Genomic DNA, 21,593 nt, shown 5'->3' with positions numbered 1-21,593 from the left:
CTTAAGCTTCATGTGACTTAAAATCTAATTCAGAATAATCTCCTAAACTGATACTACGAGAAACTCCAAAATACTTGGCATTATTTCCAATCATAGTATCTGTTAAGTTTGCATTACAAATTCTTGAATTTTCTTGAATTAAACTGTTATCGATATTTGAGTTTTCAACAACCGTTCCATTTCCTAACGAAACGAATGGTCCGATTTTCGAATTTTTGATTACTACATTTTCACCAATAAAACATGGCTCAATAATTAATGAATGATCAATTATTGCTGAAGAATGAATTTCTTTGAAGTCTTCTTGATCTAAATTCAAAACGCGAGTATTGGTATCCACTGTAACAGCTTTGTTTCCACAATCCATCCATTCATCAACTTTTCCAAGCGTAAATTTATCACCTGCAACACGCATATTCTCCAAAGCATCTGTCAATTGATATTCGCCACCTTTTTGAATATCATTTTCCAGTAAATATTCAATTTCTTTGTACAGCTTTTGTCCATCTCTGAAAAAATAAATTCCAATAATTGCTAAATCAGAAACAAATTCTTTCGGTTTTTCCACAAAATCTGTAATCACATTCTGGTTATCTAGTTTTACAACTCCAAAAGCAGAAGGGTTATCGACTTGTTTTACCCAAACAACGCCATCCGATTCCATGTCTAATTTGAAATCAGCACGGAACAAAGTATCAGCATAAGCTACAATAACAGGTCCATCTAAAACTTCTTTCGCCATCCAGATAGAATGCGCTGTTCCCAGAGGTTCTAACTGATGACAAATTGTTCCTTTTGCTCCTAATTTTTCAGCTATTGCAATTAAATCAGCTTCAACCTCAGCTCCAAAATCACCGATTACAAAAGCTATTTCATCAATCTTTTCTGAACATACTTTTGCAATGTCTTCCACTAAACGATGAACAATTGGCTTTCCTGCTATTGGAATTAACGGTTTTGGTGTTGTTAATGTATGAGGGCGTAAACGTGAACCACGTCCAGCCATTGGGATAATAATTTTCATTTTATTTTAAAAAATATCTTTGTTAGATTGTATCATTGATAAGATTCTGAAAATAAATTCAAACCTTTCTTTATTGCTTTCCTGTGCTTCCGAAACCTCCGGCTCCTCTTTCTGTTTCGTTCAACATTTCTGTTTCCTCCCATTCGATTGTTTCGTGTTTAGCGATCACCAATTGTGCAATTCGTTCACCATCATTAATCACACAGACTTCATTTGAAACATTGGCTAAAATCACACCGATTTCTCCACGATAATCCGCATCAATTGTTCCCGGAGAATTAAGGCATGTTAATCCATATTTTAATGCCATTCCACTACGGGGACGAACTTGTGCTTCATAACCTGCAGGTAATTCGATACTCAATCCTGTCGGAATTAATCTTCTTTCTAATGGCTTCAATTCAATTGGAGCATCAATGTTAGCTGTCAAATCCATTCCAGCTGATAATGCTGTTTTATACTCAGGCAAAGCATGTTTCGAAATATTAATAACTTTTACTTTCATTTTTATTTTCTTAGTTTTTTAAGTGTGTTTCTTTCCGCAAATGCAATAAACGCAATGTACACGATTAGAATCAGATTACCACTAATCAAATTCGAACCAAGGATAAAATAATTTGTCCAAGCCAAAGCAATTGCAATTCCCATATAAAATAATATTTTATTGACTTTGTATGGAATTGGGTAAACTTTCTGACCCCAAATGTACGAAATCACCATCATTATGCCATATGCAAATAAAGTTGTCCAAGCAGAAACCATAAATCCATATTTTGGCAATAAAAAGATGTTTAAAAGAATGGTAATTGCACCTCCTATTAAGGAAATTACTGTTCCGATATTTGTTCTATCTGTCACTTTGTACCAGATAGAAAGATTGTAATAAATCCCAAAAAATAAATTGGCGATTAAAATAATTGGCACAATATCTAAAGCGACCCAAAAAGAAGAATCCGGAATAAAAATTTTCTTAATCCAATCAATATTTGCTAAAATACCAAGAATTACAATGTTGCAAATAATACTAAAGAAGAATAAAATATTGGCATACATCTGTTTTGCATCTCCTTTTTTTGCTACTTTAAAGAAAAAAGGCTCTATACCCATTCGATAAGCTGTTACAAAAAGCGTCATCAAAGTTGCTAATTTATAACACGCTGCGTACGAACCTGCGTCAGCTTCATTGATAAATTGCCGCTGAACTAATTTGTCGAAATTCTCATTTAAAATATAACCTAAACCCGCAATCATGATAGGATAACCATATATAAACATTGTTTTGAATAAAGGTTTATCAAACCTGAATTGAACATGACGAATAACACCTAACAATAAAACAACTCCAAGAATACTTGCGATTAAATTCGCTATAAAAGGAAAAGAGATGGTATTCTCAAAACCTAGGCTACTCATAAAACTCCTCGAAACATAATACAATAAAACAATTGTAAAAACTGCCTGGAACACATTTTGAAAAACTTTAATGGCTGAATATAAAATCGGTCGGTTTTTAAAACGTAATACAGCAAAAGGAATTACACAAATTGTATCAAAAAAAGCAATCCAACCAAACCACAATAGGTATTCGGGATGATCCGTATAATTCGCAAAATCAGCCAAAGGCTGTAAGAAGAGATACAACAGCGTCATCATTGCAGATGATGTTATAACCATAAACCAAAAGGATGTATTCAGCACTTTCTGGTACAATCCTTCTTCGGTAGCATACCGAAAAAATGCGGTTTCGAAACCAAAAGTCAGGATGACATTTAGAAATGAAACTGCGGCATACAGTTGTCCGAAAATAGAGAAATCCGTATTTGACGTTTTATCAATAATGAAAGGATTTAACGCAAACATGATTAACCTCGGCAAAATTGAGCCAATACCATAAATAATGGTCTCACTAAAAAGTTTTTTGTACAAAGCCGTTAAAATTTTTACAAAATTGAGTTTCTTTTCGTAAAATTCAAAATACCTAAGCTACAAAATCTGTAACTTTGTCTGTTCAATAAGTATATTATGATAGAGTTATCTAATCGTAAAGTTGGATTAATCGGGAATGGAAGCTGGGCAACTGCTATTGCAAAAATGCTGAATAAAAATCTTGAGACATTCAACTGGTGGGTAAAAGACGAGTACGTAAAAGGATATTTGGAACGTAATAAACACAATCCAAATTATTTGACTGATGTCGAATTTAAGTCAGAGAAACTTAAAATATCGACGGATATAAACGAAGTTGTCATGAATTCGGATATTATCTTTTTGGTTGTACCATCCATTTACGTTGCCGATTGTTTGAACAAATTAACTGTTCCATTGACAGATAAATTTGTTGTAACATCGATAAAAGGAATTATTCCGGACCATTTTCAATTGGTAGGGCAATATTTGTTTGACAATTTCGACTTGAAAGAAGAACAATTAGGGATTGTGAGTGGGCCTTGTCATGCTGAAGAAGTTGCCTTAGAGCGCCTTTCATATTTGACAATTGCTGCCAAAGAGGAGAGTAAAGCACAAATTGTAGCCGATTGTTTGGCTTGTGACTTTATCAAAACGAAACTATCAAACGATATTTATGGGACGGAGTTTGGAGCTGTTCTGAAAAATATTTACGCCATTGCTGCAGGTATCGCACATGGACTAGGCTACGGAGATAATTTTCAGGCTGTTTTAATGAGTAATGCAATTCGTGAAATGAATCATATATTAAAAACGGCGAGCCCTTTGAAACGTAAAATAAATGATTCCGCTTATCTTGGCGATTTACTGGTAACTGGTTATTCGTTTTTCTCCAGAAACCGAATGTTCGGAAATATGATCGGAAAAGGCTATACTGTAAAATCTGCTATTTTAGAGATGAATATGGTTGCCGAAGGTTATTATGCGACAAAAGGTGTAGCCATTATGAATGAACAGTATCAAATTAAAGCACCGATTATCAACGCCGTTCATAAAATTTTATACGAAGGAAAAAATCCTGCAAGAACCATAGAAAAATTATCTAAAAAATTAGATTAAAATGATTAAACAAGATTTTATTTCAAAATATATTCAGGAACTAAATAAAACATTGGCCCGAATTATCTCTTTAGAAATTGGAAATTCGGATGATGGCTTCTTGATTATGTTCAATCAAATGTTACAATCGTATTATAAAATTGATGATAATAATTTGTCAACATTATTAGAAGTTAACGAGGAACGTGACCAGTTTTTATTGTCTGACGAATTAAAAAAGAAGAATATTTTAACGTTTATGAAAGCGATTCGTGTGTATATCAACCAGAATAATTCGGAAAAAGCGTTAACCTCTTATGAAGTTTTAAAACGTATTGAGAGCCTCAATTCTGGAATTTTTCAATTTCCGACAGAAGAAGATAACTTAATCGCACAGGAACGAAAAGTTATTGAAGAGAAAATAAGATTGATTTAAAACCATTATCATTTTCAAAAATATAAAAGCGGTTAGTATACTAATTGCTTTTTTTGTATCTTCAACCAAATCTAAATCAAACTACTATGAACGACATTCTTTCACTTTTATCCTCATTATTATGTTGTATTTCACCTGTTATCCTCATCTTTGGAATTGCTTTTTGGGCAAGTAAATCGAGAGAAAAGAAGCAAAATACCTTATTAGAAACCGTTCCTTCCAATGCCGATTTTAAGGCAGTATTACGGTATAATTTCGGAAAAAATCAATCACAATTTTTCAAATTAAAAGCGTTTCAAGGAAGTGGCGTTTTGTATGTCATTGCTGATAAAATACATTACGTGACAACCAATAATCCCGATGATAACTTTATCTTCGATTTGAAAACTTCTGAAATCAACTGGATTGGTGTTAATCTTGCAAATGGATTATTAGAATGGTTTCAAATTAGAAATGGTGGTCAAGATTATTATTTTAATGTCGAAACAGGATTATTTATTTTCCATACAAGTTCATCAAAAATGAAAACGTCACAGGTTTTTTCTTATCTCAAGGAGGCTCAGAAAAAATATCAATAAAACCAAACCACTTCAAAAAGAAGTGGTTTTCTATTTTTACAAAAATCATAATCTCAACTTCTAATTATTTATTTTCCAATTTGTCCTTATCTTTGCGCAAACACAACAAAACAATGCAAATTTTAGACGGAATTAAACTGGCAAAAGAGATCAAACAAGAGATCAAGGAGCTGGTACAGAATTACAAAGACCAAGGAGTTCGTGTACCACATTTGGGTGCTATTTTAGTAGGAAGCAACGGTGCTTCACAAACGTATGTTGACAATAAAATAAAAGATTGTCATTTTGTAGGAATCGAATCTTCTGAATTACGATTACCTGACACCATTTCCCAAGAAGATTTAATTGCGGAAATTGAAAAATGGAACAATGATGAGACCTTAGATGGATTTATCGTTCAGTTGCCTTTACCAAAACACATTGATCAAGAAGCTGTTATTAATGCAATTGATCCTAAAAAAGATGTGGACGGTTTCCATCCGATGAACTTTGGTAAAATGGCTTTAGAGATGGAAACATTTTTGCCAGCAACACCTTTTGGAATTATGGAAATGTTGGAACGTTATAACATTGATACAACAGGAAAACATACAGTTGTGATTGGTCGTTCACGAATCGTTGGTCGTCCAATGAGTATTTTGATGAGTAAAAACGGAAACCCCGGAAACAGTACAGTAACGTTAGCACACTCTAAAACCCAAAATTTAGAACAATTTACAAAAGAAGCTGATATCGTGATTACCGCTTTAGGAGTTCCAGGCTTTTTAAAAGCTGATATGATAAAAGATGGAGCAGTTATCATTGACGTTGGAATTACTCGCGTTGATGATGAAACTAATCCAAGAGGCTTCAAATTAGCTGGTGATGTAGACTTTGATAACGTAAAAGAAAAAGCATCGTGGATTACACCGGTTCCGGGAGGAGTTGGTCCTATGACACGTGCCATGTTATTAAAAAATACATTGTTGGCTTACAACAATAAAAAATAAAATTATGATACACATTGCATCGACAACTGCAGAAGAACAACAACTGATAAAAGAAGGAAAATTATTACCTGTTATGGAACATTTCTATACTATTCAAGGTGAAGGAATGTACACAGGTGTAGCTTCCTATTTTATTCGATTAGGAGGGTGTGATGTTGGTTGCCATTGGTGCGATGTAAAAGATAGCTGGGATGCTGAAAAGCATCCCTTAACCAACGTTGATGAATTAGTCGATTTGGCAACTTCTCAAGCCAAAACAATTATTATCACAGGTGGAGAACCCTTGATGTGGGACTTGACTTATTTAACCAAAAAACTGCATGAAAAAGGAGCCAGAATTCATATCGAAACCTCTGGTGCTTATCCATTAAGTGGTGAAATTGACTGGGTTTGTCTTTCTCCAAAGAAAACAATGCTTCCGTTGGATGAAGTTTGTGAAGCTGCGCACGAATTGAAATGTATTATTTTCAATAACCACGATTTTCAGTTTGCTGAAGAACAGGCTGCACGAGTTGGAGAAGATTGTACACTATTCTTACAAACTGAATGGAGTAAACGCGACAAAAATCTTCCATTAATCATTGAGTACGTCAAAGAAAACCCTAAATGGCGTTATTCTTTACAAACACATAAATATTTGGATATTCCATAGGAAATTGTCTGTTTAAAATCATTTCTATTTATCATCAGTAAACTTTTTTAAGTTTCTGAATTTCATTATTTTTATTCAAACAAAAAGTTGAATGATGAAAAAAATAGTTTTAATGAGCTTCGCTGCAATTCTAATGATGAGTTGCGGAGGTTCGAAGAAAGATGAATCTACTCCGCCGGAGATTGATTATAGTACAGCACCAAAAGAAGATTCAGAATCTTCTACAGCTACTCCTGCTACAAATAATCATATCGTTCTAAAAGCTGGAGATGATATGCGTTATGACAAAACAGCATTTACTGTGAAAGCTGGTGAGGAGGTGACTTTAATTTTGATGAATTCTGGTGAGATGTCGAAAGAAGCAATGGGACATAATTTTGTTTTATTAAAACCGGGTGCTGATGCTTCCGGATTTGCTAATACTGCAGCATCGGCCAAAGCGACAGATTATATTCCAACTGATTTACAATCTGAAATTATTGCCCATACAAAACTATTAGGAGGTAAAGAAAACGACCAAATCAAATTCACTTTAGAAGAAGGCTCTTATGATTTCTTATGTTCTTTTCCCGGGCATTTTGCAACAATGAACGGAAAAATTACAGCGATAAAATAATCATCGAAAAAATATTTTACAAGAACCTCTTTCATAAAAAAGAGGTTCTTTTGTATGTAATTTTGTATTTTTAAGAATGCTAACGAGAATTATTCATGTAAAGAACCCTTTACTGAAGCCCTACATTCAGTATTTTCTATTTTTCCAATCTGAGAAAAATGAAACGATTAGCTATTCCACCTTTCCAAATATCAATTTGTGTTTGTCTATTTACCGAAATAATTCTGTGGACTTTAAAAAAGAGAGACTTGTCAATCAAATTGATGTTGAGACTTCCAATTCTTCTATCAAAAGTTATTTTGCAGGCTTTCATCAAAAAGCTTTAAGTGTAAAAATAGAGAATTTTATGGATGAAATTTGTGTACTCTTTTATCCAAGTGCTCTTCGGGCTTTTACGAATGTAAATTTCAATGAATTAATGAATTCTAACGAAGCATTTCAGTTAGCTTTTAATTCTTCAAATTATTTTATTTTAGAAAAATTATTTGAAGAAATTGAATTAGAGAAACGTACTACTATTCTCGAAAATTTCTTGCTACAACAACTTGTCATTTCGAATCATTCCGTCAAAATAAAAACAATCTTACAGTTTATTCACAATCAAGAAAATATAAATTATGGTGTTCAGGAAATTGCGAAACACTTTCAAATAAGCGAAGCTACGTTGTATCGGTTATGTATAAATGAACTGGGACAGAGCCCGAAAAATTATATAAAAACAGTCCGTTTTCGCAAAGTTTTAAACGATATTTTAATTCATCAAAATGAATTGACCAAAATAGCATATACCCACAATTTCTTCGATCAAGCACATTTGATCAAAGATTTTAAACAAATTTCCGGTATTACACCTAAGCAAACCAATCATAAAATTAGTGTATTAGACAATGAACTGATTTGGATTTACGAAGAAAAATAAAATTTTGAATGATTTTTACAATTCTATCTTTTATAGACAATCGTTATTTGTCTATAAAAATAGAATATGAAAAATATATTTGCTCTCCTTTGTCTTTTATTTTATTCTTTTGTCTTTGGACAAACCTATCAATTAACAGGGAAAATTGTTGATCAAAATAATCAAGCATTGTCCAATCAACTTGTTTTGTTAGCCGTAAAAGATAGTTTGGCGAATCAACAAACACTTACCAATGATTTGGGGGAATTTATTTTTGAAGTTGAAAAAAATTCTTACGATGTTTCCCTTGAACAACAAGGGCAAGAGATTTTTCTACAACGTATTTTACTTGATAAAAATATGGCGCTTGGAAGCTTAAAAGTGGAAAATACATTCAATCTGGAAGGTGTAACGATTACCAAAAAGAAAAAGCTCATTGAGCAACAGATTGACCGAATGGTTTTTAATGTCGAGAATTCTATTGCAGCACAAGGGATGGATGGTTTGGATGCTTTACGAAATACGCCTTTGGTCCGTTTAGAAAATGATGCCATTTCGATTATCGGTAAAAACAATGTTTCCGTTATGATTAATGATCGTCCACTTCAGCTTTCAGGATCTGATTTACAGAATTATTTGCGCTCATTACGTTCAGAAGATATTGCGAGAATCGAGGTCATTACAACTCCTCCGGCAAAATACGAAGCGCAAGGAAATAGCGGAATCATCAATATTATTTTGAAGAAAAATACAAATTTAGGATGGAACGGGTCGATTTCTACAACCTACCAACGCAATTCCTATAATGGCTATCGTATTCATCCAACTGTTAACTATCAATCCGAAAAAATAAGTTCGTCATTAAAAATTCGTTATTATAATATGGGCTATAAAATGGATTCTTGGCGAAATTTAGTCAGCGCTGAAAAAAGTGTTTATACCAATAGCAATAGAAAAGATTCTCCTCGCGGCGGTGGATTCAATTACAGTTTAGATTATAAGATGAATGAACAATCGAATATAGGTTTGATTTACGATTTTAGTCAGAGTAATTACAACGTAAATGCAGAAAATACCGCAACTTATTTTACACGAACTATTCAGGATTCTATTCTAACAACAAATGAAAATCAACATTGGAAAACCCCCACACATACTTTTAATTTATATTATGATTTAAAGCTCGATTCAATCGGTAAAAAAATGAGTATTACAACAAATTATCTTGGCACTACCCCAGATAAAAGAAACCAGCTTAACACAATTTCAGATACTGATTATTTGTCTTTTGTTCGAAATTTCAGCAAAATGAATTATTCTATTTTTTCCGGACAAATCGATTTTACATTACCTTTCTCTACTTTCAAGATGGATACTGGTGCGAAATATACTTTACTAAGCAACAAATCGGATGTTAAATTTTATGAATTAAAAAATGATGATTATTTGCTAAATCCGATGAACAGTAATGTTTTTGACTATTCAGAAAAAAATTATGCAACTTATGTAAGTATACAAAAGGATTTTGATGAACATTGGTCTGCAAAAGCCGGACTTCGTTATGAAGTCACTGATTATGAAGGTAAATCGGAAACCCAAAGTGTTGCAAAAAATAATTACGGAAAATTTTTCCCGACTGCTTATGTCAGCTATAAAACGAATCAAAATACATTTACTCTAAACTATTCAAAACGTATTAATCGCCCGGGATTCCAAGAAATAAATCCATTCCGATGGTACTCTAACCCGTATTTATATTACGCAGGAAACGCCTCTGTTCAACCTTCTTTCAATGATAATATTGAATTTTCATTCAATTACAAAAGTAAACTCAATGCACAATTGTATTATCAGTTTACTAAAAATGATTTGACCAATGTTTCTCGTTTAGAAGATGGAATCTATAGTAATGTCATCGAAAATAGTTTTAACCAGAATAGATTTGGCTTGAACCTAAATTATTTTGATACCTATTTTAAACGTTGGGAAATGGTTGCTGTTGCAAATACATCTTATACCAAAACACTCCCGTTGATCAAAGAAGTGGAAAGTCTCAGTATTTATTCCTTCTATCTCTCTATTAATAATACGTTTACGTTAAATAAAGACAAAACTTATTTTCTATTAGTGAATTATTGGCAGGATTTGCCTTGGACATATGCCAATACAAAAATGAATGGAAGAAATGATCTTTCTCTCGGATTGAGAGCTTCTTTCTTTAACAAAAACCTACAAACAAGTTTAGTTGTCAATGATATTTTTAATCAGGTAAGGAATTATGGGAATGCCAATATGTCGGGTTACAATTCATCCTTCTACCAATTTATGGATTACCGTAAATTAACCTTGAGCTTGAGTTACTCTTTTGGAAATAAAGAAATAAAAGGCAATACAAAGAAAATTAATTTTGAAGATAAAAGTCGTGCAAACTAATTAACAATACAAAAAAATAGCCTCCAAAAAATACTGTAAAATTATATAATTCCTAATAAATCTAGAAAATTTCTAGATTTATTAAAAATACTTCATGCTAAATAAAGTTTTGGCATAAATATTGAAACAAACATATACGTATAAGATTTAGTAGAGTAAATTTTGTCCTCATGTGTTAATTTTAAGCCTGTTTTTACAACAGGCTTTTTTTTATTTTCAATCATTTGATGATTAAATCTTTAACAATTTTTTATCATCTATTTCTGCAATTATAGTTTTAACTTGTTAATCAACAACAAAAATTACGATTATGGCAAAAAATGTTTCGCATCAAATTGTAGAATTATTAGAAAAAGCAAACATAAAACGTGTATATGCAGTCACCGGAGATAGTTTAAATTTTTTCAATATCGCTGTCAAGCAATCCGATAATATTGACTGGGTTCATGTACGACACGAAGAAGTAGGTGCATATGCTGCAACAGCAGAATCTGAACTAAATGGAATAGGATGTTGTGCAGGTAGTTCCGGTCCGGGGCATGTTCACTTGATTAACGGAGTATACGAAGCACATAAATCGAGAACACCTTTGGTTGTTATTGCTTCTACAATTCCCACCATAGAATTTGGTACCGATTATTTTCAAGAAACAAACACCATAAAACTTTTTGACGATTGTAGTTGTTACAATCAAATCATTACACGACCAGAACAAGCCCAACGCATTGTCCAAACTGCAATTCAACATGCAATATCAAAAAAAGATGTTGCAGTAATTGGCCTTCCGGGAGATATTGCTGAAATGGATGCAATTGACGAAGCTTATACTACGAATCTATTTTTCAACCAACCGATTATTATCCCAAATAAAACTGAATTGCAACAAGCTTCGCAAATCATTAACGAAGCTAAACGTGTCACTCTATTCTGTGGAATTGGTGCTTCGGAAGCTAATCAGGAAATTATTGAATTCTCTAAAAAGCTCCATGCTCCTGTCGGCTATTCTTTCAAAGGAAAAATGAGTATTCAACCCAATAACCCGAATGAAGTAGGTATGACAGGGTTATTAGGACAACCTTCTGCTTATCACGCCATGCATAAAGCAGATCTAATTGTTTTAATTGGAACCGATTTTCCTTATAAAGATTTTATTCCTACAGATAAAAAAATCATTCAGATAGACACAGAGGGTGCAAAAATAGGTAGACGTGCAAAAGTGGACTTAGGATTAGTAGGAAATGCGAAGGAAACAGTTCAGGAATTATTGTCTTTAGTTCAACCAAAAGACAATCGTGATTTTCTTGACAGCCAGTTAGAATTGTACAAAAAAGTATTGGAAAATAAATTGACATACGTCCATGACAAGGGAACAGAAAATGCTATACAACCAGAATACACCGCTTATTTACTGGATGAGCTAGCAACAAAAGATGCAATATTCACAGTTGATACAGGAATGTGTTGTGTATGGGGAGCCCGTTACATTACAGGAACAGGCGAACGAAAAATGTTAGGATCTTTCAATCACGGATCTATGGCAAATGCGATGCCTCAAGCAATAGGCGCACAGTTGGCTTACCCCGAAAGACAAATCATTGCAATGTGCGGTGATGGAGGAATTTCGATGTTATTAGGAGATTTGGCTACGATAAAACAATATCACTTACCTGTGAAAATAATTATTTTTAACAACCGAACATTAGGAATGGTGAAACTAGAAATGGAAGTCGCAGGTTTACCTGATAATGAAACAGATATGGAAAATCCTGATTTTGCCTTAATTGGAAAAGCGATGGGAATTGAAAGTGAAGCTGTTAAAAATCCTGATGATTTACCTGATGCTATTTGCAGGGCTTTTGCCCATAATGGTCCGTATTTATTGAATGTTTTTACGAATCCAAATGCTTTGGCAATGCCTCCAAAAATAGATTTCAATCAAATGCTGGGAATGACAAAATCTATGGCTAAATTAATGTTAGGTGGAAAAATGGATGAAGTCATGGACACAATCAAATCCAATTATAAACATTTGAAAGATTTATAAGGATGAATGCAACTGCAATTACTCCATCTCATAAGAAACTTTTCATTACGGCCTGGGTTTTAGGTTTGCTTTTTTATTTTATCGACTATGCAACCCGTTCTGCACCTTCATTAATGATAAAAGATTTAGCTGAAAACTTTGCTATTTCTAAAGAAGACACTGTCTCGTTAGTCGGAACTTATTATTACACCTATTCAATTTGTGCTTTAATTGCTGGAATTTGTTTGGATAAATTTGGTGCTAAATATTCCATGTTTGCAGGATGCTTTATACTCGGTATTGGATGTATTTTATTTATAGTTTCTTCTCATTTTGTTGGAGAAACAGGACGATTACTACAAGGAGCCGGTAGTGCATTTGCATTTCCCGGTTGTGTCTATTTAGCCACAAAAGGATTTTCTTCGAAATCATTGGCAACCGCCATAGGCTTTACCCAATGTATAGGAATGTTGGGTGGAGCTGCAGGACAATTTGTTGTTGAACCACTATTAGAAGATGGTTTAAGCTTCAAAGTATTTTGGATTATTGCAGGTATTTTGTGTATTATTCCTGCGATTGCCATGTTAATCATTACACCAAAAGCTTCTGAGCAAGAAATTGAAAAAAGTAAAACCACCTCTTTTATTGAGCCTTTCAAAATTATTTTCAGTAACAGAGAGTCATGGTTAACAGGAATTATTTCCGGATTACTCTTTATTCCGACCACCATTTTTGCAATGACCTGGGCTGTGGCCTTCTTTAAACTAGATCTTGGTTTTGATACACAAAAGGCCGCATTAACAGCTGCAATGGCTTCATTAGGTTGGGTTGTTGGCTGTCCTTTAATGGGAATTTTAACAGACAAAATTGGTTTACGAAAGCCTGTTATTTTAATAGGATGTATGGGTATGATTTTGATGTTAGTACTATTCATTTATTTACCTAACTTCATGAACCCTAAAATAACCTTGTTTATTTTTGGAATATTTTCAGGCGTGGCAATGATTCCCTATTCTGTTATAAAAGAAGCTAATCCTGATCATGTAAAGGGTTCTGCAACCGGTGTTCAAAACTTTTTGACTTTTGGAGTAACCTCTCTTGTTAGTCCATTATTTGCAAAAATGTATGGAAATAAAATCACAACCGTTACCGATAAATTGGAACATTTTCAACATGCTATTTGGTTTTGGATCATCGGAATACTCATCGCCATCGTTCTCACTTTATTCCTAAAAGAAACAGGTCAAAAACAGCAAGATTTACAATAAATAAAACCGCTTATTAAGCGGTTTTATTTATGTTTTAAGGTTATTTATTTTCTCCAGTATTTATACGTATTTATTAATCCGTTTGTAGATGAATCGTGCGAAATTACCTGCTCTTCATTTTCTAACTCCGGTAAAATAACATTCGCTAATTGCTTTCCTAACTCTACTCCCCATTGATCAAAAGAAAAAATATTCCAAATAACTCCTTGAACGAAGATTTTGTGTTCATACATTGCAATTAGATTCCCTAAAACTTTTGGCGTTAGAACTTCATATAAAATTGAATTTGTCGGGCGATTTCCTTCAAAAATCTTAAATGCTGTTAAAAAATCAATTTCTTCTTTTGATTTTCCTGCCTTTTCTAATTCAGCAACAACAGTTTCTTCATCTTTTCCAAAAGCCAACGCTTCTGTTTGGGCAAAGAAATTGGATAGTAATTTTGCATGATGATCTCCTAAAACGTTCAACGAATTAGCGCCTGCAATAAAATCGGCTGGAATTAATTTTGTCCCTTGGTGAATCAATTGATAAAAAGCATGTTGTCCGTTTGTTCCCGGTTCTCCCCAAATAATAGGACCTGTTTCATAATCAACTTTTTTTCCATCTCTCCCAACATATTTACCATTACTTTCCATATCTCCTTGCTGAAAATATGCAGCAAAACGGGATAAATATTGTTCATATGGCAATAAAGCAACAGAATCAGCTCCAAAGAAATTGTTGTACCAAATTCCTAAAAGAGCCAATACAACAGGAATGTTTTGATCTAATGTTTCCGTTTTAAAATGTACATCCATTTCATGAGCTCCTTCCAACAATTCTTCGAAATGATCGAAACCAACTGCCAAGGAGATGCTCAAGCCAATAGCACTCCACAATGAATAGCGGCCACCAACCCAATCCCAAAACTGGAACATATTTGCTGTATCAATTCCGAAATCTGAAACACCTTCTGCATTTGTTGATAATGCAACAAAATGTTTGGCTACATCCGCTTCAATAGCATCAGAATCTAAGAACCATTTCTTTGCAGAAAAAGCATTTGTCATTGTTTCCTGCGTCGTAAATGTTTTAGAAGCAACGATGAACAATGTTGTTTCTGGATTTATTTGTTTAAATGTCTCTGCTAAGTGTGTTCCATCAATATTTGAAACAAAGTGAATATTTAAACGAGTTTTATAATGTTTCAATGCTTCTGTCACCATGACAGGTCCAAGATCAGATCCTCCGATTCCAATATTCACAACATCAGTAATTTCTTTCCCCGAAAAACCTTTCCATTCCCCGAAAATTACCTTCTCTGAAAACGATTTCATTTGTTCCAAAACTGCATTAATTTGTGGCATTACATCTTTACCGTCAACAAAAACCTCTTCATTAGAACGATTGCGCAAAGCTGTATGCAAGACAGCTCGGTTTTCAGTTGAATTGATCACATCTCCTTCAAACATCTGTTGAATTGCCTGATCAACATCCATTTCTTTTGCCAAATCAACCAAGAGTTGAATTGTTTCAGAATTGATTCTATTTTTTGAATAATCCACCAATAATGATGGATATTGAATAGAAAATTCTTCAAAGCGATTTGGATTTTGAGCAAATAGTTCTTTGATTGTTGTTTGTTGAATAGATTGAAAATGTTTTTCTAATGCCTTCCAAGCATTTGTCTTTGTTGGATTGAGGGTATTTAAAGCCATAATATTTTAGTATTCTTTCCTAAACAAATTTAATCATTTCAAGTTCATCTCAAAACCTATAATTCAACGATAACGTTTTAGAAGAAAAAATTTTAATAAATAATAGTCCCCCATTGTGTAACCTTTTGTTAAACATCTCGTCTTATCACAAACAAGTAAAGTTATGCGCAACTATTTTTTCGTCACAGTTTTAATCATTTGTAACATCATCTCGGCTCAAATTCAATTAAAAGGAACTGTCAAGGATGTTAACAACCTTGCTATTCCATATTGTTCGATCGGAATAAAAGAATCAGAAACCGGAACAATTACGGATGAAAATGGTGAATTTTCAATTGTAATTCCTGAAAGCTTAGTAAATAGCCCGCTTATTTTTGATGCTTCCGGCTATGAGGAAAAATCTTTATCCATTAAAGAAATGCAACAGAATCCTATTGTTCTTCTCAAAGAAAAAACGATTTCATTAACAGAAGTAATGGTAAAAAGCGAAAAAATGAAAGCGAAAATAATTGGGCAGAAAACTCGTCCAATGTTAACTTTTTCTAAGATGTTTAATGAGAATGTTCCGACAATTGAACAAGGAAATATTTTTGACATCTATCCAAAAACGACACTTAGTGCCTACAATTTTTATATCATTCCAAGTTCTAAATTTGAAGAAATTACACTGAAAATCAACATCTATTCCGTTAAAAATGGATTGCCGCACGAATCGCTTTTGGACGAAAATATCATTTATAAAACCTCAACGACAGCGTGGCAAAAAATTGATTTGACACCCTATAAATTTCGTTTCAAAAACTTGGAGCAAATTGCTGTAACCGTTCAATTGGTTGAGTATAAAAAACCAAATGATGAAGATTTCGTATTTGGTGTTTCAGCAAAAAAATCGCTGGCAAAAGAGTTATTATTTCGCTTCCAAAGTCAAGGAAATTGGGAAGCTTCTGCTGGTATATTTATTTCAAATTTAGAGGTGCTGTATTCAAAAGATAAAGAAGAAGAAAAAGTGGAAAAAGCGGAAGAAATAGACGCAAAAACGCAACACTTAATTACCTATTACCAACATAAAGAGAAAGCTAAAAAATCTGTTTATGGAAAAAATAAGTCAGGAAAATATATTGATTTGGACAATGCAAAAATCTATTATGAGGAATATGGAAGCGGTGAACCATTGATTTTATTACATGGCAATAATGGCAGCATTGAAGATTTTTACCTGCAAATTCCTTTTTTTGCAAAATATTTTCGCGTGATTGCAATTGACACACGTGGACAAGGTAGAAGCACAGATTTAACAACGAATAATTATACTTATGAATTATTTGCGAATGACCTGTATAAAATTATTCAACAACTTCATTTGACAAAAGTAAATCTCGTTGGCTGGAGTGATGGCGGAAATACAGCTTTGATTTTCAACACCCAGCATCCTGAGTTAATCAATAAAATTGTAACAATAGGAGCCGTTCTTAATCCTGAAGGCGTAAAAGAAGAGTTAACAGCAAGTTTTAAAACCCTAATTGAAACTCCTTCAGAAACTACAAATTTACGTTTAATACAACTGATGCTAAATGAACCAAATATTACTAAGCCTGACCTAAAAAAGATTGAAAACCGTGTGTTGGTAATTGCCGGAGAACAAGATGAAGTAAAAGAAAGTCATACCAAAGAAATTCAAAAGAGTATTTTAAACGCAGAATTGTTAATTGTACCTCATTCTACACATTATGTACCTTTTGAACAACCCAAGAAACTGAATGATGCTATTTTGAAATTTTTGAAAAATTGAAAAATAAAAAGGCAGGTTTAGTTTTTTAATTTCTCCATATCTTTACTTCGCTAAACCAACTTCATGAAATACATCACAAGTTTTTTCGTCCTTATTTGGCGCATTTGGATGATTTTGTTAGCCGCAATTTATGTTTTAACAATAGGTGTTTTTATCGTGTTGCCTTTGGCTAACTTCGATAAAACTTTTCCATATATCTACCCTTTTATTCGCTATTGGGGAAAATTTGTTTTGTATGGAACCGGTTTCAGAATTGATTATAAAAAACTTGTTCCGCTCGATTCAAAAGAAAACTATATTTTTATCGCCAATCACACTTCAGTAATGGATATTATGTTGATGTTGACAATTCTAAAACATCATCCAATCGTGTTTGTTGGTAAAGCAGAATTACTTAAAATCCCTATCTTTGGACGAATCTTTGAAAGAATTTGTATTCCAGTAGATAGAAAAAGTGTTCGTAGTAAAGCACTTGTTTATCCTGAAGCAAAGAAAAAGTTAGATAAAAATCTCAGCATTTTTATTTTTCCTGAAGGAGGAGTAACCAACGAGAAAGAGTTTAGAATTTATTTGGATCCATTTAAAGACGGTGCTTTCAATATTGCTATCGAGACGAAAACACCATTAGCCGTTTTTTCAATTCACGGATTAAATAAAATGTTTCCTTTCAATTGGTTCAGAGGTTATCCGGGAAGAATAAAAGTTCGATTACTGGCTACTTTTGAAACCAAAGATTTAGACGTAAAAAAAGACAAAGCTGCTTTAAAAGAAGCTGCTTTCAATACAATATTAAAAGATTTAGAAGAATGCAAAAGTTAGTTTATATTGCACTTGGAACTGCTTTAATTGCCGCAAGCTGTAATAAACAAATAACCTCTACAAAAAACATTGAAGCAAAAGATAACCAAACCTTTGCCGATTTAGATCAGGCACGAATTAAACATTTGAGTTTGGATATTGAAACAGACTTCAAGACGCAACAAATTAAAGGATCTGCTACTTATACATTCGAAAATAAGAATGCGAAACAATTAATTTTAGACACCGAAAAACTAACAATTGATTCTGTTTTATTAGCAAATGGTCAAAAAACAACCTATCAATTAGGAGAAAAAGATTCCATCAAAGGGCAGGCTCTAATTATTGATGTAACGCAAAAGGATACAATTGTAAAAGTTTTTTATAAAACCTCACCAGATGCAAATGCTTTACAATGGCTAAATCCGCAGCAAACTCACGACAAGAAACACCCTTTTTTATTGTCGCAAGGACAAGCAATTTTAACACGGTCTTGGATTCCTATCCAGGATACACCAAGTGTTCGTGTGACGTATGATGCAAAGGTGAAAACACCTAAAGAGTTAATGGCATTGATGAGCGCGATCAATCCAAAAGAAAAATCTGTTGATGGAACCTATACATTCGATATGCCACAACCAATTGCACCCTATTTGATTGCACTGGCTGTAGGTGATGTCAACTACCAACCCATAGACAACAGAACAGGAGTATATGCAGAACCGGGATTATTGAAAGCTGCTGCATGGGAATTTGCAGAAATGGGAAAAATGGTAACTGCCGCCGAAAAATTATACGGGACATATCCTTGGGAACAATTTGATGTCTTGGTTTTACCTCCTTCATTTCCATTTGGAGGAATGGAAAATCCTCGTTTAACATTCGCTACGCCAACTGCAATTGTTGGAGACCGCTCGATGACAAACCTTATTGCACATGAGTTGGCACATTCTTGGTCAGGAAATTTAGTAACCAATTCCACTTGGGATGATTTCTGGGTAAACGAAGGTTTTACGGTTTATTTTGAACGTCGAATTATGGAAGAATTAGAAGGAAAAGATTATGCTGATATGATTTCAGTTATTGGTTTTCAGGATTTAGAAACTTCAATGCGTAATATTCCTGAAAAATACACTTCTTTAAAAGTTGACATGAAAGGTGCTAATCCTGATGACGCCTTTTCTGATGTCCCTTATGACAAAGGATATTTGTTTTTAAAAATGTTGGAGGACAAATATGGTCGCGAAAAATTTGATCCTTTCTTGAAACAATATTTTTCTTCGCATGCTTTTCAAACCATGACAACAGAAAAGTTTGTAGACTATCTGAAAGAAAATCTGACAAATGGAGACGATAGCTTTGTTCAGGAATGGATTTACAACACGGGATGGCCAAAAGATTTAAAGAAACCAACGTCAACATTATTTGATTTAGCAGAGGCACAGTTAAAACAAGATATTCAAAACGGACGAGCTAAAGTTACTCCTAAAAAAATAGAGATTTCAACAAAATCTACAAATGAATGGGTTCACTTTATTCGCCAAATAGACCCAAAGAAAAACACAAAAGGAGATTTAGCCTATTTGGATGCCATTTATGATTTTACAAATTCTAAAAATCCGGAAATAGAATGTGCCTGGTACGAAAAAGCATTCTTAATGCATTATGATAAAGTGAATACCAATGCAAAAGAATTTTTAGTACATGTTGGTCGCCGCAAATTTTTAGAGCCTTTGTATTTAGCACTCAAAGAATCAAATCAAATCGAGTTAGCAAAAGATATTTACAAAGATGCACGTCCAAACTACCATTTTGTAGCTCGTCAAACAATTGATTCCATGTTAAATTACAAACCATAAAAACCATGGCAATTGTAGCATATACAGATGGTTCGTCTTTAGGAAATCCTGGTCCGGGTGGATTTGGTTGTATTTTGTTGGAAACGGAGAAAAAAGTGAAAAAGGAGATTTCTCAAGGTTTTCGCTTAACAACGAATAACCGAATGGAGCTTCTTGCCGTGATTACTGCTTTGGAAACGTTAAAGTTTACAAATACTGAAATTACAATTATCACAGATTCTAAATATGTCGTTGACGCAGTGGAAAAACGCTGGGTTTTTGGTTGGTTGCAAAAGAATTTTAAAGGGAAAAAGAATTCCGATTTATGGCGAAGGTTTTTGGAGGTGTATAAAATTCATCGTGTAAAATTTCAATGGATAAAAGGACATGCCGGTCATCATTGGAATGAAATGGCCGATCAATTGGCTGTTGCTGCAGCCAATGATCCTGCAAATTTTAAAGTCGATTCTTTCTTTGAAATTCATCAAAACGAAGAATAATTTTCTACTTTTGTGAGGCAGAGAGAAAAATGAAAATGAAGACGTTGTGGGGATTACTCCCACTAATTTTGATGGTATCATACAATTGTTCACCTAAAGAAAGAAAAGGTGAAATAATCTACTTTAGTGGGCGAATAGCGAATGCGCAAACGGATAGCATTTACCTATTGTTGAATAATCGGGAAAAAGCTTTTGCTTTAGATTTTGACGGAAATTTTTCGGATACTCTTCAGTTGGTTGACGAAGGCTATAAAACACTTTCTATTGAACGGGAAGAATTCACAATCTATCTAGTTCCAGGTGACAGTCTGGTATTAAATACAGATCTGACCCAACTTGAAAGCAATTTTAAATTTTCAGGAAAAGGAAAAAACCGAAACAATTATCTTGTTGAAAAAAGCTTTAAAACAGATCATTTTTTAACTGAAAATACCGAACTATTCAAACTACCTCCATCGGATTTTAAGAATCGTATTAAACGTTTTCATCTAAAAGTTTTTGAAGATTTAGAAAAATTAGAAGTAAATAGTTCGTTTATTAAAACAGAGAAAAATAATTTGAATTACGACTTTATTAACTTATTGTATACCTACAAAGATTCATATACCTACTATAATCCTGCTTCACAACAATTGCCTGTTAACTTTTTAACAGAATTAGATAAAATTGACTTGGACAATGAGGACGCTTACAGAACTTACCAAAGTTACCGTAGTATTGTATTGACTAACTTGCAGGAAAAATTGTATCAAGGGTTCTCTGCTGATGCTTTGCTACAAGAAATAGAAAGTCAATCGATAAAAAATGGGTTCATTCATTCATTAATCTACGAACTTGATTCAAAAGACCCCAATAGCCTGGCAATTTATCAAGCAATTCAAAAACACTGTAAACATCAACCCTGGTTAGATGAAGCTGAAAAACGAATGAAAAAATGAGTTAATGCATTAAATTTTATTCACCTAATAATCAGCTAGATGAATATTTTTTACGGTTTTCCTTTTTTTTTAAGCAACCTTTTGGTGAAATTTGCATCTTTATTTATAAATCA

General features: G+C 33.4%; 19 protein-coding genes. 15 read left to right on the top strand and 4 right to left on the bottom strand.

The annotated features are described in order from the left end of the window. Position 1: 1 nt before the first annotated feature. The 3 genes from H277_RS0110765 to H277_RS0110755 form a co-directional block, all read right to left on the bottom strand. The gene (locus H277_RS0110765) at positions 2-1,024 is read right to left on the bottom strand and encodes a sugar phosphate nucleotidyltransferase (protein ID WP_019975605.1); all 1,023 of its coding nucleotides are present in this window, start codon (positions 1,022-1,024) and stop codon (positions 2-4) included. Positions 1,025-1,094: 70 nt separating this feature from the next. Further along, a complete protein-coding gene (dut, locus tag H277_RS0110760; protein ID WP_019975604.1) occupies positions 1,095-1,529 on the bottom strand; it encodes a dUTP diphosphatase in 435 nt (144 codons plus the stop codon). A 2-nt stretch (positions 1,530-1,531) separates the two neighbouring features. After that, positions 1,532-2,950: a lipopolysaccharide biosynthesis protein gene (locus H277_RS0110755; RefSeq protein WP_026357539.1), complete on the bottom strand. Its 1,419-nt coding sequence runs from the start codon at positions 2,948-2,950 to the stop codon at positions 1,532-1,534. A gap of 96 nt (positions 2,951-3,046) precedes the next feature. Here H277_RS0110755 and H277_RS0110750 point away from each other — a divergent pair, with 96 nt between their 5' ends. The 10 genes from H277_RS0110750 (at position 3,047) to H277_RS0110700 (ending at position 13,920) form a co-directional block, all read left to right on the top strand. Beyond that, a complete protein-coding gene (locus H277_RS0110750) occupies positions 3,047-4,048 on the top strand; it encodes an NAD(P)H-dependent glycerol-3-phosphate dehydrogenase (RefSeq protein ID WP_019975602.1) in 1,002 nt (333 codons plus the stop codon). Position 4,049: 1 nt separating this feature from the next. After that, complete coding sequence (locus H277_RS0110745; RefSeq protein ID WP_019975601.1) at positions 4,050-4,463, top strand: hypothetical protein; 414 nt, start codon at positions 4,050-4,052, stop codon at positions 4,461-4,463. An 86-nt stretch (positions 4,464-4,549) separates the two neighbouring features. Beyond that, positions 4,550-5,041: a hypothetical protein gene (locus tag H277_RS0110740; RefSeq protein WP_019975600.1), complete on the top strand. Its 492-nt coding sequence runs from the start codon at positions 4,550-4,552 to the stop codon at positions 5,039-5,041. Between the two features lie 113 nt (positions 5,042-5,154). Then, the gene (locus tag H277_RS0110735; RefSeq protein ID WP_019975599.1) at positions 5,155-6,030 is read left to right on the top strand and encodes a bifunctional 5,10-methylenetetrahydrofolate dehydrogenase/5,10-methenyltetrahydrofolate cyclohydrolase; all 876 of its coding nucleotides are present in this window, start codon (positions 5,155-5,157) and stop codon (positions 6,028-6,030) included. Between the two features lie 4 nt (positions 6,031-6,034). Further along, positions 6,035-6,682 (top strand): 7-carboxy-7-deazaguanine synthase QueE, encoded by a 648-nt coding sequence (locus H277_RS0110730; RefSeq protein WP_019975598.1) that lies wholly within the window; start codon positions 6,035-6,037, stop codon positions 6,680-6,682. A gap of 94 nt (positions 6,683-6,776) precedes the next feature. Then, the gene (locus H277_RS0110725; protein WP_026357537.1) at positions 6,777-7,298 is read left to right on the top strand and encodes a plastocyanin/azurin family copper-binding protein; all 522 of its coding nucleotides are present in this window, start codon (positions 6,777-6,779) and stop codon (positions 7,296-7,298) included. A gap of 76 nt (positions 7,299-7,374) precedes the next feature. Further along, positions 7,375-8,217 carry a helix-turn-helix transcriptional regulator gene (locus H277_RS0110720; RefSeq protein WP_019975596.1) on the top strand — a complete coding sequence of 281 codons (843 nt, stop codon included), beginning with the start codon at positions 7,375-7,377 and terminating at the stop codon, positions 8,215-8,217. Positions 8,218-8,283: 66 nt separating this feature from the next. Next, positions 8,284-10,629, top strand: a complete 2,346-nt coding sequence (locus tag H277_RS0110715) for an outer membrane beta-barrel family protein (protein ID WP_019975595.1) — start codon at positions 8,284-8,286, stop codon at positions 10,627-10,629. Positions 10,630-10,939: 310 nt separating this feature from the next. Beyond that, on the top strand, positions 10,940-12,673 hold the full coding sequence (locus H277_RS0110705; RefSeq protein WP_019975593.1) for a ubiquinone-dependent pyruvate dehydrogenase: 1,734 nt from the start codon (positions 10,940-10,942) through the stop codon (positions 12,671-12,673). Between the two features lie 2 nt (positions 12,674-12,675). Further along, positions 12,676-13,920: an MFS transporter gene (locus H277_RS0110700; protein ID WP_019975592.1), complete on the top strand. Its 1,245-nt coding sequence runs from the start codon at positions 12,676-12,678 to the stop codon at positions 13,918-13,920. A 44-nt stretch (positions 13,921-13,964) separates the two neighbouring features. Here H277_RS0110700 and pgi read toward each other — a convergent pair whose 3' ends face one another. Next, on the bottom strand, positions 13,965-15,617 hold the full coding sequence (gene pgi / locus H277_RS0110695; protein WP_019975591.1) for a glucose-6-phosphate isomerase: 1,653 nt from the start codon (positions 15,615-15,617) through the stop codon (positions 13,965-13,967). A 163-nt stretch (positions 15,618-15,780) separates the two neighbouring features. Between pgi and H277_RS0110690 the strand changes: the two genes are divergently transcribed. From H277_RS0110690 to H277_RS0110670, 5 genes are all read left to right on the top strand, one after another. Then, positions 15,781-17,406, top strand: a complete 1,626-nt coding sequence (locus tag H277_RS0110690) for an alpha/beta fold hydrolase (RefSeq protein WP_019975590.1) — start codon at positions 15,781-15,783, stop codon at positions 17,404-17,406. Positions 17,407-17,469: 63 nt separating this feature from the next. Next, positions 17,470-18,225 (top strand): lysophospholipid acyltransferase family protein, encoded by a 756-nt coding sequence (locus tag H277_RS0110685; protein ID WP_026357536.1) that lies wholly within the window; start codon positions 17,470-17,472, stop codon positions 18,223-18,225. Next, positions 18,213-20,063: a M1 family metallopeptidase gene (locus H277_RS0110680; protein ID WP_019975588.1), complete on the top strand. Its 1,851-nt coding sequence runs from the start codon at positions 18,213-18,215 to the stop codon at positions 20,061-20,063. Before H277_RS0110685 ends, H277_RS0110680 begins: the two co-directional genes overlap by 13 nt. Positions 20,064-20,068: 5 nt before the next feature. Then, positions 20,069-20,542 carry a ribonuclease HI gene (gene rnhA / locus H277_RS0110675; RefSeq protein WP_019975587.1) on the top strand — a complete coding sequence of 158 codons (474 nt, stop codon included), beginning with the start codon at positions 20,069-20,071 and terminating at the stop codon, positions 20,540-20,542. Between the two features lie 29 nt (positions 20,543-20,571). After that, positions 20,572-21,480 (top strand): hypothetical protein, encoded by a 909-nt coding sequence (locus H277_RS0110670; RefSeq protein ID WP_019975586.1) that lies wholly within the window; start codon positions 20,572-20,574, stop codon positions 21,478-21,480. The last annotated feature ends 113 nt before the right edge of the window (positions 21,481-21,593 follow it).

This window comes from Empedobacter brevis NBRC 14943 = ATCC 43319 (genome assembly GCF_000382425.1).
Classification (GTDB): Bacteria; Bacteroidota; Bacteroidia; order Flavobacteriales; family Weeksellaceae; genus Empedobacter; species Empedobacter brevis.
This window is presented reverse-complemented; position numbering and strand designations above follow the sequence as displayed.

Excerpts from the sequence above, each read along its gene's own strand:
- H277_RS0110740 (WP_019975600.1), top strand. The coding sequence starts at position 4,550 with ATGAACGACATTCTTTCACTTTTATCCTCATTATTATGTTGTATTTCA.
- H277_RS0110765 (WP_019975605.1), bottom strand. The coding sequence starts at position 1,024 with ATGAAAATTATTATCCCAATGGCTGGACGTGGTTCACGTTTACGCCCT.
- H277_RS0110705 (WP_019975593.1), top strand. The coding sequence starts at position 10,940 with ATGGCAAAAAATGTTTCGCATCAAATTGTAGAATTATTAGAAAAAGCA.
- H277_RS0110690 (WP_019975590.1), top strand. The coding sequence starts at position 15,781 with ATGCGCAACTATTTTTTCGTCACAGTTTTAATCATTTGTAACATCATC.
- H277_RS0110725 (WP_026357537.1), top strand. The coding sequence starts at position 6,777 with ATGAAAAAAATAGTTTTAATGAGCTTCGCTGCAATTCTAATGATGAGT.
- H277_RS0110750 (WP_019975602.1), top strand. The coding sequence starts at position 3,047 with ATGATAGAGTTATCTAATCGTAAAGTTGGATTAATCGGGAATGGAAGC.
- H277_RS0110745 (WP_019975601.1), top strand. The coding sequence starts at position 4,050 with ATGATTAAACAAGATTTTATTTCAAAATATATTCAGGAACTAAATAAA.
- H277_RS0110700 (WP_019975592.1), top strand. The coding sequence starts at position 12,676 with ATGAATGCAACTGCAATTACTCCATCTCATAAGAAACTTTTCATTACG.
- H277_RS0110735 (WP_019975599.1), top strand. The coding sequence starts at position 5,155 with ATGCAAATTTTAGACGGAATTAAACTGGCAAAAGAGATCAAACAAGAG.
- H277_RS0110715 (WP_019975595.1), top strand. The coding sequence starts at position 8,284 with ATGAAAAATATATTTGCTCTCCTTTGTCTTTTATTTTATTCTTTTGTC.
- H277_RS0110720 (WP_019975596.1), top strand. The coding sequence starts at position 7,375 with ATGCTAACGAGAATTATTCATGTAAAGAACCCTTTACTGAAGCCCTAC.
- dut (WP_019975604.1), bottom strand. The coding sequence starts at position 1,529 with ATGAAAGTAAAAGTTATTAATATTTCGAAACATGCTTTGCCTGAGTAT.
- pgi (WP_019975591.1), bottom strand. The coding sequence starts at position 15,617 with ATGGCTTTAAATACCCTCAATCCAACAAAGACAAATGCTTGGAAGGCA.
- H277_RS0110730 (WP_019975598.1), top strand. The coding sequence starts at position 6,035 with ATGATACACATTGCATCGACAACTGCAGAAGAACAACAACTGATAAAA.
- H277_RS0110670 (WP_019975586.1), top strand. The coding sequence starts at position 20,572 with ATGAAAATGAAGACGTTGTGGGGATTACTCCCACTAATTTTGATGGTA.
- H277_RS0110680 (WP_019975588.1), top strand. The coding sequence starts at position 18,213 with ATGCAAAAGTTAGTTTATATTGCACTTGGAACTGCTTTAATTGCCGCA.
- rnhA (WP_019975587.1), top strand. The coding sequence starts at position 20,069 with ATGGCAATTGTAGCATATACAGATGGTTCGTCTTTAGGAAATCCTGGT.
- H277_RS0110685 (WP_026357536.1), top strand. The coding sequence starts at position 17,470 with ATGAAATACATCACAAGTTTTTTCGTCCTTATTTGGCGCATTTGGATG.